General features: G+C 68.0%; 11 protein-coding genes, 1 tRNA gene and 1 pseudogene. 6 read left to right on the top strand and 7 right to left on the bottom strand.

All coding sequences use genetic code 11. The features are described from left to right. Positions 1 to 7: 7 nt before the first annotated feature. The 3 genes from RN743_RS09050 to dnaK form a co-directional block, all read right to left on the bottom strand. Positions 8 to 90: transfer RNA gene (locus RN743_RS09050), tRNA-Leu, on the bottom strand. 104 nt (positions 91 to 194) lie between these two features. After that, positions 195 to 1,808 (bottom strand): trypsin-like peptidase domain-containing protein, encoded by a 1,614-nt coding sequence (locus RN743_RS09045; protein ID WP_310779178.1) that lies wholly within the window; start codon positions 1,806 to 1,808, stop codon positions 195 to 197. A gap of 153 nt (positions 1,809 to 1,961) precedes the next feature. Continuing rightward, positions 1,962 to 3,908 (bottom strand): molecular chaperone DnaK, encoded by a 1,947-nt coding sequence (dnaK, locus tag RN743_RS09040; protein WP_310779175.1) that lies wholly within the window; start codon positions 3,906 to 3,908, stop codon positions 1,962 to 1,964. Positions 3,909 to 4,209: 301 nt separating this feature from the next. Here dnaK and RN743_RS09035 point away from each other — a divergent pair, with 301 nt between their 5' ends. The 6 genes from RN743_RS09035 (at position 4,210) to RN743_RS09010 (ending at position 11,678) form a co-directional block, all read left to right on the top strand. Beyond that, the gene (locus RN743_RS09035) at positions 4,210 to 5,661 is read left to right on the top strand and encodes a nucleoside transporter C-terminal domain-containing protein (RefSeq protein WP_310779172.1); all 1,452 of its coding nucleotides are present in this window, start codon (positions 4,210 to 4,212) and stop codon (positions 5,659 to 5,661) included. Continuing rightward, complete coding sequence (locus RN743_RS09030; protein WP_310779169.1) at positions 5,658 to 6,503, top strand: purine-nucleoside phosphorylase; 846 nt, start codon at positions 5,658 to 5,660, stop codon at positions 6,501 to 6,503. The genes RN743_RS09035 and RN743_RS09030 overlap by 4 nt, the downstream gene beginning before the upstream one ends. 165 nt (positions 6,504 to 6,668) lie before the next feature. Then, positions 6,669 to 7,673, top strand: coding sequence for a hypothetical protein (locus RN743_RS09025; RefSeq protein WP_310779166.1), 1,005 nt, complete (start codon positions 6,669 to 6,671; stop codon positions 7,671 to 7,673). A gap of 501 nt (positions 7,674 to 8,174) precedes the next feature. After that, positions 8,175 to 8,891, top strand: a complete 717-nt coding sequence (locus RN743_RS09020; RefSeq protein ID WP_310779163.1) for a hypothetical protein — start codon at positions 8,175 to 8,177, stop codon at positions 8,889 to 8,891. A 113-nt stretch (positions 8,892 to 9,004) separates the two neighbouring features. Then, positions 9,005 to 10,027, top strand: coding sequence for a hypothetical protein (locus tag RN743_RS09015; protein ID WP_310779160.1), 1,023 nt, complete (start codon positions 9,005 to 9,007; stop codon positions 10,025 to 10,027). A 550-nt stretch (positions 10,028 to 10,577) separates the two neighbouring features. Beyond that, positions 10,578 to 11,678, top strand: a complete 1,101-nt coding sequence (locus RN743_RS09010) for a hypothetical protein (RefSeq protein WP_310779158.1) — start codon at positions 10,578 to 10,580, stop codon at positions 11,676 to 11,678. Between the two features lie 24 nt (positions 11,679 to 11,702). Here RN743_RS09010 and RN743_RS09005 read toward each other — a convergent pair whose 3' ends face one another. From RN743_RS09005 to RN743_RS08990, 4 genes and pseudogenes are all read right to left on the bottom strand, one after another. Beyond that, on the bottom strand, positions 11,703 to 11,888 hold the full coding sequence (locus RN743_RS09005; protein WP_310779155.1) for a hypothetical protein: 186 nt from the start codon (positions 11,886 to 11,888) through the stop codon (positions 11,703 to 11,705). 125 nt (positions 11,889 to 12,013) lie between these two features. Beyond that, positions 12,014 to 12,349, bottom strand: coding sequence for a hypothetical protein (locus RN743_RS09000; RefSeq protein WP_310779152.1), 336 nt, complete (start codon positions 12,347 to 12,349; stop codon positions 12,014 to 12,016). Positions 12,350 to 12,479: 130 nt separating this feature from the next. Beyond that, positions 12,480 to 14,603 carry a catalase/peroxidase HPI gene (katG, locus tag RN743_RS08995; protein ID WP_310779149.1) on the bottom strand — a complete coding sequence of 708 codons (2,124 nt, stop codon included), beginning with the start codon at positions 14,601 to 14,603 and terminating at the stop codon, positions 12,480 to 12,482. Between the two features lie 107 nt (positions 14,604 to 14,710). Beyond that, positions 14,711 to 15,037 (bottom strand): annotated as a pseudogene (locus tag RN743_RS08990) (HigA family addiction module antitoxin); the annotation flags it as partial. Between the last annotated feature and the right edge of the window lie 88 nt (positions 15,038 to 15,125).

Genomic DNA, 15,125 nt, shown 5'->3' with positions numbered 1-15,125 from the left:
CACGAAGTGCGAAAGGGGGGATTCGAACCCCCACGGCCAAGGGCCACCAGCTCCTAAGGCTGGCGCGTCTGCCAATTCCGCCACTTTCGCGCGAACCCGCCAGGTCGAACGCAGCGCCGGGATCGGTCGGGAATGTCGGCGCCGGCCGGAACGGCGGCAAGCAGGAATCCCCGCCCCGCCCGGCGCCCCGCGAATCAACGTTCCGGGATCACGACGCTCCGGAAAGCGTTCTGCCGGCCCCCGTCGCGCGTGCGGAAGCTGAACTGAAGGCTCACGGCGTCGCCCGGCTCGAATCCGGCGATGATTCGCTCGTAGTCAGCCGCCGAGCGGACCTCCTCGCCGTTGATGTCGACGATGAGCGCGCCCTCGGGCCTGATGCCCGCCCGGCCCACCGCGCCCCGCGAATCGGCGTCGACGACGACGACGCCCGTGAACCCGGGGTCGATCCCGAAGCGCGCATGTTCGCGCGCTGCCAGACCCGCATCGTCCCGGACCTCGAGACCGAGGACGTCACCCGTCGGTTCGGGTGCCTCGGGCCGTAACGCGACGCGGGGAGGGGAGTCGTCCTCCGCCGGGATGAGACGGACGCGCGCCCGGTCGCGCTCCAGCGTGGAGCGGCGCACGACGTCCAGTTCCACCGTCTCCCCCGGCTCGAAAGCGCGGATCCGCCGCTGCAGTTCCGAAACGCCGGAAACGGGCTGCCCCGCCACGCCCACGATGACGTCGCCGCCCTCCAGTCCGGCCAGCAGCGCCGGGCTGTCTTCGAACGAGAAGGTCTGGATCTTGGCCCCCCCGACCCGATCGAGTCCGTAGAAGGCGGCGTCCGCTGCGTCGACATCGGTGATCGCCACGCCGATCAGGGCCCGCCGGACCTCTCCGAACTCGATCAGATCGTCCACGACTTCACGCGCGAGTTCGATCGGGACCGCGAAGCCGTACCCCTGGTAGTTTCCGGTCGTCGAGAGGATCGCGGTGTTGATCCCGATCACCTCTCCGGCGGCATTCACGAGCGGACCGCCCGAGTTGCCCCGGTTGATGACCGCGTCCGTCTGGATGAAGTCCTCGATCGCGAGCGGGTTGCGGTTCCGGAGGATGGAGATGTTGCGCCCCTTGGCGGAGACGATCCCCGCCGTCACGGATGAGAGCAGCGGCCCCGGCGCCGTCCGGAAGCCGGGACTCCCGATGGCGAGCACCCACTCGCCTACGGCCGTCCCGTCGCTGGAGCCGATGGGAAGCACGGCGATGTCGTCCGCATCGAGCCTGAGCAGCGCCACGTCGGTCTGCGGATCGCGCCCTACCAGCTCCACGTTGTCGAAGACCCGTCCGTCGTGCAGTTCGACGTCGATGCGCTCCGCGCCCGCGACCACGTGGTTGTTCGTCACCACGTAGCCGGCCTCCGAGACGATGAAGCCGGATCCGCTCCACTCGACGGTCTGTGGCTGCCGCTCCTCCTCGCGGTTCCGGGCGGAATCGGGCGGGAACTCGAACCCGGGCGGAAACTCGAACCCCGGCGGCGGCTCGAAGCCCGGCGGCAGCGGGGAAGCGTTCGGGAATGAAGTCTCCCGCTCCGCCGTCAGGTAGATCGTCACGACCGCGGGAGCCACGCGCTCCGTCACGTCGGCGAAGCCGTTCGCCATCGTCATCCCGGCGCCGACGGGGGCCCCGATCACCCATCCCGGATCCCGGTTGCCGTCCGCGGCGATCGAAACCGGGGTCAGGTCCAGAACCGAAGCCAGCCCCACGCCGAACGCGAACGCGATCGCCGTCGCGATCAGCAGATTCAGTCGAGTACGCAGCGAGTCGCTCATCCCTCTATCTCCCTCTCCCGGCCGTATCGTCCAGCGACCGAAGTACGAATATAGCAATCATCCCCGAACGCCGAACCATGGGATGAACGCGCGCGACCCGGGGTTGCCCACGAGCAGGCCCCGGGTCGCGCCTCGCCAGACCGGGTCGGAGGGCTACTTGTCGTCGGACTCCTCGACGATCTCGTAGTCCGCCTCGACGACCTCCTCTTCACCGGCGTCCTCCTCCTCCACCTCGAATCCGGCCTCTCCGTCGCCGTCGCCCGGCATGTCGCCCGGCGAGGCGTCGGCCCCCATCCCGGCCGCGGCGTACATCTTCTGCGCCGCCGCGCCGACCGCTTCCTGGATGGCCGTGGTCGCCGCGGCCACCTCCTCGGTGTCGTCCTGCTTGAGCGCCGCCCGCCCCCGCTCCAGCGTCTCCTTGATCACGGACCGGTCCGCGTCGTCGAGCGACTCCTTCCAGTCTTCGAGGTTCTTCTCGGTCTGGTACACGAGGGAGTCGAGCCGGTTGCGGGCCTCGACGGTCTCGCGCCGTTCCTGGTCCTCCGCCGCATGCGATTCCGCGTCCCTCACCATGCTCTCGATCTCGGCGTCGGAGAGCCCCGAAGACGCCTCGATGCGGATCTTCTGCTCCTTGCCCGTCGCCTTGTCCTGCGCGCTCACGTGCAGGATGCCGTTCGCGTCGATGTCGAAGGTGACCTCGACCTGAGGCACGCCGCGCGGCGCGGGCGGGATGCCGGTGAGCTGGAAGCGGCCGATCGTCTTGTTGCCGCTCGCCATCTTCCGCTCGCCCTGGAGCACGTGGATGTCGACCGTGTTCTGGTTGTCCTCCGCGGTCGAGAAGATCTCCGACTTCTTCGTGGGGATCGTCGTGTTGCGCTCGATGAGCGACGTCATGACCCCGCCCAGCGTCTCGATCCCCAGCGAGAGCGGCGTGACGTCGAGCAGGAGCACGTCCTTCACGTCACCGCCGAGCACGCCGCCCTGGATCGCGGCCCCGATGCCCACGACCTCGTCCGGGTTCACGCCCCTGTGCGGGTCCTGACCGAAGAATTCCTTCACGACTTCCTGGATCTTGGGGATCCGGGTCGAGCCGCCGACGAGGATGACCTCGTCGATCTCATCGACGGAGAGTCCGGCATCCGCCAGCGCCTTCTCCATCGGCGGAATCGTGCGCTGGATCAGGTCGTCCACGAGCTGCTCGAACTTCGCCCGCGAGAGGGCGAGGTTGAGGTGCTTCGGCCCCGACGCGTCGGCCGTGATGAAGGGGAGGTTGATGTCCGTCTGCATCGTCGAGCTGAGCTCGATCTTCGCCTTCTCCGCCGCCTCCTTGAGACGCTGCAGCGCCATCGGATCCGCCGACAGGTCGATCCCCTGGTCCTTCTTGAACTCTTCCACGAGCCAGTTGATGAGGCGCTGGTCGAAGTCGTCTCCGCCGAGGTGCGTGTCGCCGTTCGTGGCCTTCACCTCGAACACGCCGTCTCCGAGCTCGAGCACGGAGATGTCGTAGGTGCCGCCGCCGAGGTCGAACACCGCGATCTTCTCGTCCGACTTCTTGTCGAGGCCGTAGGCGAGCGCCGCGGCCGTCGGCTCGTTGATGATCCGGCGGACTGTGAGGCCGGCCACGCGGCCCGCGTCCTTCGTCGCCTGGCGCTGCGCGTCGTTGAAGTAGGCCGGGACCGTGATCACCGCCTCCGTCACCTCCTGGCCGAGGTAGTCCTCGGCCGTCTGCTTCATCTTCTGCAGCACCATGGCCGAGAGTTCGGGCGGCGTGAAGGTCTTGTCCGCGTGCGCGATCCTGACCTGGACGCGGTCCTGGTTGTCACCCTGGATGTCGTAGGTGACGAGCTTCATCTCCTCGCCCACCTCGGACCGCTTGCGGCCCATGAAGCGCTTGATCGAGGCGACGGTGTTGAGGGGATTGGTGACGGCCTGCCGCTTGGCGACCTGTCCGACGAGCCGCTCCCCCTCCTTCGTGAAGGCGACCACCGAGGGCGTGGTGCGCGCCCCCTCCGCGCTCGGGATGACGACGGGGTCTCCACCTTCCATTACCGCGACGACCGAGTTCGTCGTCCCGAGATCGATTCCGATGATCTTGCCCATTGGTTTTCCTTGGCTTGTGCTTGTCTGCTGTTTCCGCTGGTTCCGTCCCAGGCCGAATCGCACGGGGCGGCGCCCTGCTTCCGGCGCGCGCGCCGCGAACGCAGGAATACGTTGCAATCGCCGTGCCGCCCCGCGGACCGCCCGTGCGCCGCCTTTTCCGACAAAATGGCACCAGGGAGAGCCGCGCTCCGGCGCGGAGTGCCAAAGTGGCATGAAACGGAGCGGGGTTGTGGCGCGGAAGACGGGACGGGGTATGTTCCCCCGGCTCCCGTCGCCCCGAACCCCCAGCCGGAGTGCGCCGATGTCCCAGCGTCGCGACCCTTCCCGCTCCGCAGCCGCGGCGCCTTCGGCGATGCCGCGGGAGGGGTGGCTGCTCCTCACCGTCGTCACCGTGCTGGCTGTCGGCTTGGCCGCGGGCGCGGCGCCGCTGGCGGCGCAGGGACTCGAGGGGGTCGGCGGCGCGATCGACGAACCGTTCTTCTCCCGCCTGGCGCGGGGTCTGCTCGGGATCGCCTTCCTCCTCACGACCGTGTGGCTCTGCTCGGCGCACCGGAAGTCGATCTCGTGGCCGCTCGTCGCGAAGGGGCTCGGGCTTCAGATCGCCTTCGCCCTCCTCGTTCTCAAGACGGGGGTCGGCCACACCTTCTTCAGCGCGGTCAACGACATCTTCGTTGCCCTCATCGGATACACGAACGCCGGCTCCCGCTTCGTGTTCGGGTCGCTCGTGGACTACGCGACTCCGGTCGAAGGGGGGGCGGGCGGGGTCGTGAACATCGGCGCGAATTTCGCCTTCAGCGTCCTGCCGACGATCATCTTCTTCTCCTCTCTCATGGCCCTCGCCTATCACCTGGGGTTCATGCAGCGCGTGGTGCGGGGCGTCGCGTGGGCGATGCAGCGCACCCTCGGGACGAGCGGGGCGGAGACGACCTCGGCCGCCGGCAACATCTTCGTCGGCCAGACGGAGGCGCCGCTCCTCATCCGGCCCTTCGTGGACCGGATGACGCTGTCCGAACTCAACACCGTGATGACGGGGGGCTTCGCGACCGTGGCCGGCGGCGCGCTGGCGGCGTACGTGGCGATCCTCGTGGGGGTGTTCCCGGGGATCGCGGGCCACCTCCTGGCGGCGAGCATCATGGCGGCGCCGGCGGGGATCGTGGTGAGCAAGATGCTGATGCCCGAGACGGAAGAACCCGAGACGCGCGGCACGCTGGACATCGACCCGCCGCAGGCGCACGCGAACGTGATCGACGCGGCGGCCGGAGGGGCCGGGGACGGGCTGAAGCTGGCCCTCAACGTGGGCGCCATGCTCCTCGCCTTCCTCGCCATCATCGCCCTGGGGAACGGCATCATCGGCTGGGTGACGGGGCTGTTCGGCGTCGAGGGAATCACGCTCGAGCGGATCTTCGGCTGGGTCTTCGCCCCCGTGGCCTGGCTCATCGGAGTTCCATGGGCGGACGCGGTCGACGTCGGGACGCTGTTCGGCGTGAAGATGGTCGCGAACGAGTTTCTCGCCTTCACGAACCTCGGGGCCGGGCTCGCCGGCGACCTTCAGCTCTCCAACAAGTCGCTCATCATGTGCACCTACGCGCTGACGGGATTTGCGAACTTCAGCTCGATCGCGATCCAGATCGGGGGCATCGGGGGGATCGCCCCCGGCCGGCGGGAGGACCTGTCGAAGCTCGGCCTCCGGGCGATGCTCGGGGGGACGGTCGCGACCTGGATGACCGCGACGCTGGCCGGAGTCCTCGCGTGACCCGCGCCGCCGACATGGAGGCCGGCGTCGAAGCGGCGGCCGCCGCGCTGAGGGCCCGCATCGGGGAGCGGCTGGGCGGCGATGCGCCGCACGTCGCGATCACCATGGGTTCGGGACTCGGCGGCCTCGGGGAAGAGATCGAGGATCCGGTGCGGGTGCCCTACGAGGATCTTCCCGGCTGGCCTCGCCCCACGGTCATCGGGCACGCGGGCCACGCATTGATCGGGACGCTCGGCGGTCGGCCCGTCCTGGGCCTCAGCGGACGCGTCCACCTCTACGAGGGCGGCCCGCCGGAGCGCGTCGTCTTCTACGTGCGCGTCGCGGCGGCGCTGGGCATCCCGGTCCTCTTCCTCTCGAACGCGGCCGGGGCGATCCGGGAGGGCTGGCACCCCGGCGAACTCATGCTGATCGCCGACCACCTCAACCTGACCGGCACGAGCCCCCTCATCGGCCCTGTCGTAGGAGAGGAGAACCGCTTCCCCGACCTGACGTTTGCCTATGACCCGGAACTACGGGCGATCGCGCGCGACACCGCGTCCGAACTCGGCCACACGCTGCACGAGGGCATCTACGCGGCGATGCACGGGCCCGCGTTCGAGACCCCGGCCGAGATCCGCATGCTGCGGGCGCTCGGCGCCGACGCCGTCGGCATGTCCACGGTGCCCGAGGTCATCGCGGCCCGCGCCCTCGGCATCCGCTGCGTCGCCATCTCCTGCCTCACGAACTACGCCGCCGGAGTCCTCGACGAACCGCTGAACCACGAGGAAGTGCTCGAGACCACGAAGCTCGCCCAGGCCGACTTCCAGCGCCTCGTCGCCGAGTCGATCCGCCGCTTCCCGTAGCATGATCTCGGTCAGCCCTGGCCCACCCCCCTGGGCTGTGACGTCGCTGTTGGCCGCGGTGATCGCCGGGTGTGACCGGCCGGAGTCCACGGGGTGCGAAGTCGCGGGCACCGAGGGTTCCGCAGTGCGCAACACGAGTGTCGGGGATTGGCCCGCGGAACTCTCGTGGCGCGAAGTGTGGCGCGCCGGAGGCGCCGAAGAGGGGAGGAACTGGTCTTTCCGGCGGACGTCGCCGTAGGTCCCGACGGATCGGTGGCCATCGCGGACTGGGGTCTCGCCGAAGTCATCCTGCTGGACCCTGATGGGGAGTGGCTGGGTCCGGTCATGACACGCGGCGAAGGCCCCGGCGAGGTCCAGGCGCCGGCCGCGCTGACCTGGGTGGATGCGAACACTCTTCTCGTCCTCGACTTCGGGACATTTCGGCTGACCACGCTGGATCTCCCCTCTCGCGCGGCCAGCGCCACGGCGGTCGATCCGGCGTTCATGTCACCCGTATTCGCGTCCGGCGAGGTCACCTTCGTGGCGCTCCAACCGGATCGCACGGTGTGGCTGGAGTTCCCCGGCCGCATCGAGGACGGTTGGGAGGAGCGGTCGTTCGTCCGCTGGTCTCCCGGAACTCCGGTGAACGATACGGTCGCGCGGTCCCGGGCCAGAGCGTTGGAGCGCACGACGTTGGCCGCATGGCCGCGGCCGCTGGTGGGCGTCGGCGCGGAGACCCGGGTCGTCTCCGATCCCGGCGGGCGCTACGAACTGACGGTTTCCGACCATGATGGCACGACGCTCGTTCGGTTCTGCCATCCGGGCGAAGCGCTCCCGCTCTCGCCTGCCGAGCGCGGGGAGGGCGCCGAAGGGCGGATGCCCGACGCATGGCGGTCCGCCCTCCGCGAACTGGGAGATCCACCGAAACCGGCGATCATCTCCCGAATCGTCGTGGACGCGGACGGCCGGATCTGGGTTCAGCGCGACCGCCCCCTACCCGGTACCGCCGGCCCGCACGGAACCCCGGGAGCCCTGCACGACGTGTTCCTCCCCTCCGGACGCTTCCTCGGCTCGATCCGCCTCCCGGGAGATCATCGACTCCTGGAGGCGCGAGGCCACAGGGTATGGACGCTCCACACCGGCAGCCTCGACGAATCCTCCATCGCGGCCCTTGAGATCGAAGGACTCTGAACTCCCGCGCTCCGGCTGCGCGCCCCGCCAGTTCTACCAGCCTCCCTCCCTCCCCATATGCCCGTCCGGGCGCGTTGTGGTTGACTCTCTTGCTCCCCTTCGCCATCGTGTGCTCCCCTCGCCTCCTTGTGTGGCTGCGCACTAACATTTGATGAAATGGAAATATGATTATAGGGTTGTACAACTTCAATCCGACATTTACGTACAATGTCGGTGGCATTTACATATTCGCGAAACAGTCTTATTCCGGGACGTGGCATGCAGTGTCCATTGGCCAAAGAAAACCGCACATCCCTTGAACGCGCTTTGAAGCAACACTCCTTTGTGGTCGCCAGGTGTCGCCGTTTGGCGACCCACCAGTCAGTAGAAGTAGAGCGAAATACACCGAGGACGCGGGCCCGGCCGCGTTCCCGCTCGAAAGAGGCCGACATGACCCTTGTAGTCGCGGACACACCCCACACAGCCCGAGCGGTATGCCGAGCCGTAGGCCCAGGCGCCCGAGTGGCGCACTCCGCCGAAGCGCTCGCCGCTCTCGACGGGGCGGTCGAGCCGGTGGTGGTCGCTTGCCAGGGGCGGATCCGGCCCGAGCAGATCGACTTGTTGACGAGCCTGGAGCGCGAGCGGCCGTGGGTGCCGGTGGTTCTCGTGGCGGACCCCGATCACGAGTTGACCAGACAACTGCTCCGCGTGCGCACGGCGGCGGTGGTCTGGTTCACCGAACTGGACACGCACCTTCGACGCCGTCTCGATGCCGTGCGCGCGACTTGGGGCTTGTGGGGTCTGGCGGGTGTGTTCGAGCGCTCATCGCTGCCCCCGGCGCTCCGGAAGGCGCTCGTGCATGCGGTCCAGCGGGCCGCCGACCGACCGGTCCGCAACGTCCGAGAGTTGGCCGGGGGCGTGGGCTGCGCGCCCGTCACGCTGTTCAGGCAGTTCGGAGCGCGAGCGAACGACGCGACGACCCTGAGCGCGTTCATCGCCGGCCTCTCGGTCCTGAGGATGTATGAGCTTCGCCGGTCGGGTCTGAACTGGAAACTTGTGGTGGGCCACGTGCGACTTGGCCGGGCCACCATAACCCGGAGAATAAAGGCTTGGCCGGGCTGCCTGCCGGGGGAGCACGAGCGGTTGCCGCCGGACCGGCTCTTCGGGGCGTTCACGGCAGAGCACGTCCGGCCGATCCTTCAGGCCGCGTCGGACGAGGTGTCCACTCTCGATCAATAGTACACGGTTTGAGTCAAGGCGATACGGTTTTCGTTCTGGTTGCACGTGTTGCGCAGCGTTAGCATCGATGGCGGAGTCGTCGATGTTCGGGTTCCCCGGATCGGGAAAGAGACATGCGCAGGGCCCGGATCCAAAATCTGTTCACGTGGTCTGTCCTCACATGCGCCTTCGCGCCCGGATGCGGTGGCGTCGAGGGTGCCCAGGACGAGATCCCCGAAGATCGGCAGAGCAGGGAGGGAAGCCTCGTACCCACAGGGCAGGAGGCTCCGGGCATCGAGTTCATCGAGCGAACCACCATTGCTCTCCCCGGAGACCGCCTGCTCAGCGGCGCGGCGCTCTCGCCTTCGGGCGACCTCGTCGTCGCTTGGTTCGCCGGAACTCCCGGGGTCCGCGTGTACCGCGGATCCGGTTCGAGGGACATCCTCGCCACGGAGGTCGGGCACGTGATCGGCGTTCAGTTTCTGAACGAGAGGGATCTGGAAATCGTTGACGCCGCGAGCGGCGACGTGGTGACGGCCGACACCGCGGGCATCGCGCATTCCCGGCACAGCCTGCCGGGTTTGCGGCAGGCTGCTGCTGCGGCGCGGACGCCAACCGGGTGGATCGTAGCGATTCCCGGTTCCGATTCGACGCCGTCGCACGTGCGGTTGCCGAACGGGACCGCTACGTGGGCGCCGGACTCGACCTACACGAGAACCCTTGGGCTGGCGGGGGACGGGCGAGAAGTTCTCGTGTGGCAGAGCTTCAGCCCCCTTCGCGTGTGGCGTATCGGACACGCTACTGATTGGGTGCCTGCGGAACTCGAACGGGTCAATCCGGATTGGTTCCCCGATGATGTGGCCCGATCATTGCGGCTGGACTCCGGCATCTGGAGTTCGACATCGGTCGTCGGCGTCGGGCCCGAATACGTCCAAACGCTGGCGCACCGCGGGACCGACGAACGGCTCCTGCTCCGGTTCGACTCACATGGTCGATTCTTGAGGTACACCAGGGTCGAGGCGCCCTTCGGGTTTGTCGCCAGCGCCGCGGAGGCACGTGCCGTACTCGCAATACGAACGCTGAACGCAAGCGAACTCGTGAAGTACTCCTGGGAGAGTGTCCCAGACCCAACTCAAGAGGAAGGAAGAAAACGATGAAACGCACACGGATCTTCATGCTGGGCTTCGGTCTTGCCCTCTTCGCCGGGGCGATGTCCGCCGAACCCGCGGTCGCACAGTGCTGGGACTGTCAGTTCGGCAATTTTCCCGGTAGCGAGTGCGCCAACTGCGTGGCTGGCCAATTCGGAATCGGTGCCGAGGACTGTGCCACGCCAGAGTGCACCGACTGCGTTCTGGGAGGTAGGCTCTGTATGGTCTTCACGATGCTCGATGGCCGCGCGGCGCCCGCGGACCAGTCCGATGCGCTGCCGTCCGTGGCCTCGATCGACCTCCACGCATTCACGGCACCGTACGGATCGTCCCATTCTATCGTGACCCCCCGGCGTACCAGTGAGGCTCATAGCCGATCATGCGATGGAAGCATCGTCTCAAGACGGTACACACCCATCCAAGTGAGCGCGCTGCGAAGCGAGACGGCGCAACTTCGGCTGTAGGGAAAGAACGTATGCTTCGGATGTGGGGAGGAGTCATCAACTCTGCGGCGCAAAGGGTCGTGCTCGCGTGTGGAGTCCTTCTGGGGTCTGGCCCGGTGCTGGGCCAGACGCCGGAATGGTCCCTCCAGCGGGGCGTCGCGATCGGGAGCGTAGACGACCCCGTTTATGGCCTGTCAGCGGTGCGCGACATGCTAGCGGATGCCGACCACGTTTACGTCCTGCTCGGTCAGGAGGGGAGAGTCAGGGTCTTCGCGCGAGCCGGGGAGTTCGTTCGTGATCTCGGCGGTCGAGGTGAGGGTCCGGGGGAGTTGATGACTCCGTCGTCGATGGGCTGGCACGGGTCACGGTTGTGGGTTGCCGACGTCGGATTGCGGAGGTTCACGCTCTTCGATGTGGCGACCGGCGAAGCCGAAACAATCCCCTATGGCGTGGACGCTCCGCTGGCCTATCACTTCTTGAGCGTGGTGCCCAGAGCCATCCTCGCCAACGGCAGGCTGGTCGGATCCCCTACTTGCTCGGGGATGAGAGTCGCCGCGCGAGGTGGGATTCTGCACCTGCCGCAGCTCGTTTCCGACACCACGGGCACGCTGCGCGACACGCTGGCTCTGCTCACCGTCGCGGGCGGACCTGTCGAAATCAGGGACGGACTCGCGCCCGACGCGAGAATGTACCTGACGCATTCGCTGCCGGACGACGATCTCATGGCCTTCGCGCCCGATGGTTCCAGCGCCGTGCAGGTCAAGCGCACGAGCTGGGAGGGTTCGGGGCCCGCAGAGTTCGAGGTGGCGAAGATCGGCGCGCTGGGTGACACGTTGTTCCGACGTCGTATCGGCTATGAGCCCCGTCCCGTTCCTCAGAGGTTCTTCGTTGATGAGGTCAGTCGGAGGTTGGATCGACCAAACGTTGTCAACCGCCGAGCCCATGCTAGGGCCCTGCGCGAGTTCTACGAGCAACGCCGGTATTTTCCGCCGATTACGACCATTCGCGTGGCGAACGACGGTGCGACGTGGTTGGCCGGGCCGGACGAAGACGGCGTGCGCGAGTGGCTCGTGCTGGATGCCTCCGGGGCGAGTATTGGCCGGGTGCGGCTTCCCACAACATCGCTGGTGTCTGCGGCCAACCGAACCGAGGTCTGGGTCGTGGAGCAGGATGCGCTCGACATCCCGTACGTGGTGCGCTACGAAATCGTACCGTAGCGCACCACGGCGGTCAGGCTGCGGTCAGATGAGGTCGTAGCGGTCGAGGGTCATCACCTTGTTCCAGGCGGCGACGAACTCGTGGACGAAGGCTTCCTGCCCGTCGTCGCACCCGTAGACTTCCGCGAGAGCCCGGAGTTCGGAGTTCGAGCCGAACACCAGGTCCGCCTCGGTGGCGGTCCACCGATGCGTCGCCGTTTCCTGCCTCACGAACTACGCCGCGGGGATCCTCGACGAACCACTGAACCTTCCATCCGCCGGTTCCCGTAGCATGGCGGCCCGTTTCGTCGCCCTGCCCTGTGCGGCCGGATCGCAATCGCATGGGCGAGTCTCGGTCAGCCCTGGCCCACCCCCCTGCCGCCGCCGGTGTCCGGGAAGGGAATGCCGAACGCATGGCCCTCCAACCGGGCCACGGACGTGCTCGTCTTCGCCAGTTCGGCCCGGAGCGCACCGATCTCGCTCCCGAGCTTGTCCCGCACGTCCTTGATCTCCCCCCGGAGTTCGGCGCGCGTGTCGCGGATCTCGCGCCGCACGTCCCCGATCTCGCTCCGAAGTTCGTCCCCCAGCCTGTCGACCCGGCCGCCGAGCTTGCGGTTGCCCAGTTCGAGCTTCACGCCGACGCCGATGATGGCCAGGACCAACGTGATGAGTCCGATCACATCAAACCCCATCGCCCGAGAATCCCCCGCTGAAGGTTCACCATGACGCTTTGCCGAAGCGCCCGTCCGCACATGTCGAACCTCCGGATGCCCATCAATGTGGCCTCAACCGGCCCCCAGCCTCAAGCCGGCCAGGCTGCGGTCAGGTGAGGTCGTAGCGGTCGAGGTTCATCACCTTGTTCCAGGCGGCGACAAAGTCGCGCACGAAGGTCTCCTGCCCGTCGTCGCACCCGTAGACTTCCGCCAGAGCTCTGAGTTCGGAGTTCGAGCCGAACACCAGGTCCGCCTCGGTGGCGGTCCACCGGACGTCGCCGGTCGCGTCGCGGCCCTCGAAGGCGCCGTCGGAGGACGCCCGCCACTCCGTGCTCATGTCGAGCAGGTTCACGAAGAAGTCGTTGGTCAGCGTCCCCGGCCGGTCCGTGAACACGCCGTGGGCGGCCCCCCCGGTGTTCGCGTTCAGGACGCGCATGCCGCCGACCAGCGCCGTCATCTCGGGCGCGGTCAGCCCGAGCAGGCAGGCCTTCTCCACGAGCTGCTCGGCCTCTGACGCTCCGTTTCCGTCCCCGGCGTAGTTGCGGAACCCGTCCGCGGCGGGTTCGAGCACGGCGAACGACTCCGCGTCCGTCCACTCCTCCGACGCGTCCGTACGCCCCGGTGCGAACGGCACCTGCACGTCGTGCCCGGCATCGCGCGCGGCCTGCTCGACGCCCGCACACCCCGCCAGCACGATGAGGTCGGCGAGGGAGACCCGCTTCCCTCCGGTCTGCGCCCCATTGAACTCCGCCCGGATCGCTTCCAGCGTCTGCAGCGCTCCCGCGAGCGCGGTCGGGTCGTTCGCCTCCCAGTCCTTCTGCGGCGCGAGGCGGATGCGGGCGCCGTTCGCCCCGCCCCGCTTGTCGGTGCCGCGGAACGAGGCCGCCGACGCCCACGCCGTCGCAACCAGCCGCGACACCGACAGGCCCGAGGCGAGGACCCTGGCCTTGAGGTCCGCGACGTCCCGCTCATCGATCAGCTCGTGGTCCACGTCGGGCACGGGATCCTGCCACAGCTGCGGCTCGGCGGGGACCAGCGGTCCGAGGTACCGGCTGCGCGGACCCATGTCGCGGTGGAGCAGCTTGAACCAGGCCCTGGCGAAGGCGTCGGCGAGGTCCGCCGGGTTCTCGAGGAAGCGCTTCGAGATCGGCGCGTAGGCGGGATCCTCGCGCAGCGAAAGGTCCGTCGTGAGCATCATCGGGGCGTGCTTCTTCGAGGGGTCGTGCGCATCCGGCACGGTGGCCACCTCGGAGGCGTTGACCGGCGTGTACTGCGACTTCCCGGCGGGGCTCTTCGTCAGCTCCCACTCGTGGTCGTGCAGGTTCTCCATGAAGTTGTTGTCCCACTGCGTGGGCTCGGTCGTCCAGGCGCCCTCCAGGCCGCTGGTGATCGTGTCGCCGGCCTTGCCGCTGCCGTGGCTGCTGTGCCAGCCAAAGCCCTGCGCCTCGAGGCCGGCGGCCTCCGGCTCGGCGCCGACGTGGGACTCGGGACCCGCGCCATGCGCCTTGCCGAAGGTGTGGCCGCCGGCGATGAGCGCGACCGTCTCCTCGTCGTTCATCGCCATGCGGGCGAACGTCGTGCGGATGAACTTCGCCGCCGCCGCGGGGTCCGGGTTCCCGCCCGGCCCCTCCGGGTTCACGTAGATGAGCCCCATGTGGTCGGCGCCGAGCCCCTCCTCGAGTTCGCCGTCCGCGTCGTGGCGTTCGTCCCCGAGCCACTCCGTCTCCGCTCCCCAGTCGGTCTCGTCGGCCTCCCACACGTCCGGGCGGCCGAAGGCGAACCCGAACGTCCGGAACCCCATCGACTCCAGGGCGCAGTTGCCCGCGAAGATGATGAGGTCGGCCCACGACAGGTTGCGGCCGTACTTCTGCTTGACCGGCCACAGCAGCCGGCGGGCCTTGTCCAGGTTCCCGTTGTCGGGCCAGCTGTTCAGCGGCGCGAAGCGCTGGTAGCCGGAGCCGCCGCCCCCGCGGCCGTCCGTGATGCGGTACGTGCCCGCCGCGTGCCACGTCATGCGGATGAAGAGCGGCCCGTAGTGGCCGTAGTCCGCCGGCCACCACTCCTGCGAGGTCGTCATCACCTCCTCGATGTCCCGCTTCAACTCCTCGACGTCGACGTTCGCGAAGGCCGCCGCGTAGTCGAAATCTCCGCCCATCGGGTCCGACGCGGGCGAGTTCTGCCGAAGAGCCTTCAGGCTCAGCTGATTCGGCCACCAGGTTTCATTCGTCGTCATGGGATCTCTCCAAAAAGGTCAGCGTCAGGTCGTAGTTCGTCACGGTAGCGGGCCGCAGGCTGCGGAATAAGGCGGCGTCCGGCGGCGGGCAAGAGCCGAGCCTCCCCTCAGACGGTCGGCGCAACGTAGCGCTCGACATCGATCTGGTCCTCCCGTGCCCGTGCCCGGGCCACGTCGAAGGCGGCCTGCAGTCGAATCCAGGTCCCCGTCGTGGAGCCGAAGGCCTTCGCGAGCCGCACCGCCATGTCCGTCGAGATGCGCGCGCGACCGTTCACGAGGTTGGAGAGCGCCTGCCGACTCACGCCGAGCACTCGCGCGCCCTCCGTCACGGTGAGACCGAGGGGTTCGAGGCAGGATACGCGAACCACCTTGCCCGGGTGGGGCGGGTTCTTCATCGGCATCGTGGTTCTCCGTTCATCAGTGGGCGCAGAGCAGGGGCGATCAGGCTGCGGTCGTCGCGTTCGTAGAAGCGCTTCAGGCCGCGATGCCGGAAGTTCCGGATCATCGACCGTAGTGTAAAGC

Origin of the sequence: Candidatus Palauibacter scopulicola (assembly GCF_947581915.1) — a bacterium.
Lineage (GTDB): Bacteria > Gemmatimonadota > Gemmatimonadetes > Palauibacterales > Palauibacteraceae > Palauibacter > Palauibacter scopulicola.
This window is presented reverse-complemented; position numbering and strand designations above follow the sequence as displayed.

What these genes read in the sequence shown, in the direction of transcription:
- RN743_RS09045 (WP_310779178.1), bottom strand. Translation starts at nt 1,808, where the DNA reads ATGAGCGACTCGCTGCGTACTCGACTGAATCTGCTGATCGCGACGGCG.
- dnaK (WP_310779175.1), bottom strand. Translation starts at nt 3,908, where the DNA reads ATGGGCAAGATCATCGGAATCGATCTCGGGACGACGAACTCGGTCGTC.
- RN743_RS09035 (WP_310779172.1), top strand. Translation starts at nt 4,210, where the DNA reads ATGTCCCAGCGTCGCGACCCTTCCCGCTCCGCAGCCGCGGCGCCTTCG.
- RN743_RS09015 (WP_310779160.1), top strand. Translation starts at nt 9,005, where the DNA reads ATGCGCAGGGCCCGGATCCAAAATCTGTTCACGTGGTCTGTCCTCACA.
- RN743_RS09000 (WP_310779152.1), bottom strand. Translation starts at nt 12,349, where the DNA reads ATGGGGTTTGATGTGATCGGACTCATCACGTTGGTCCTGGCCATCATC.
- katG (WP_310779149.1), bottom strand. Translation starts at nt 14,603, where the DNA reads ATGACGACGAATGAAACCTGGTGGCCGAATCAGCTGAGCCTGAAGGCT.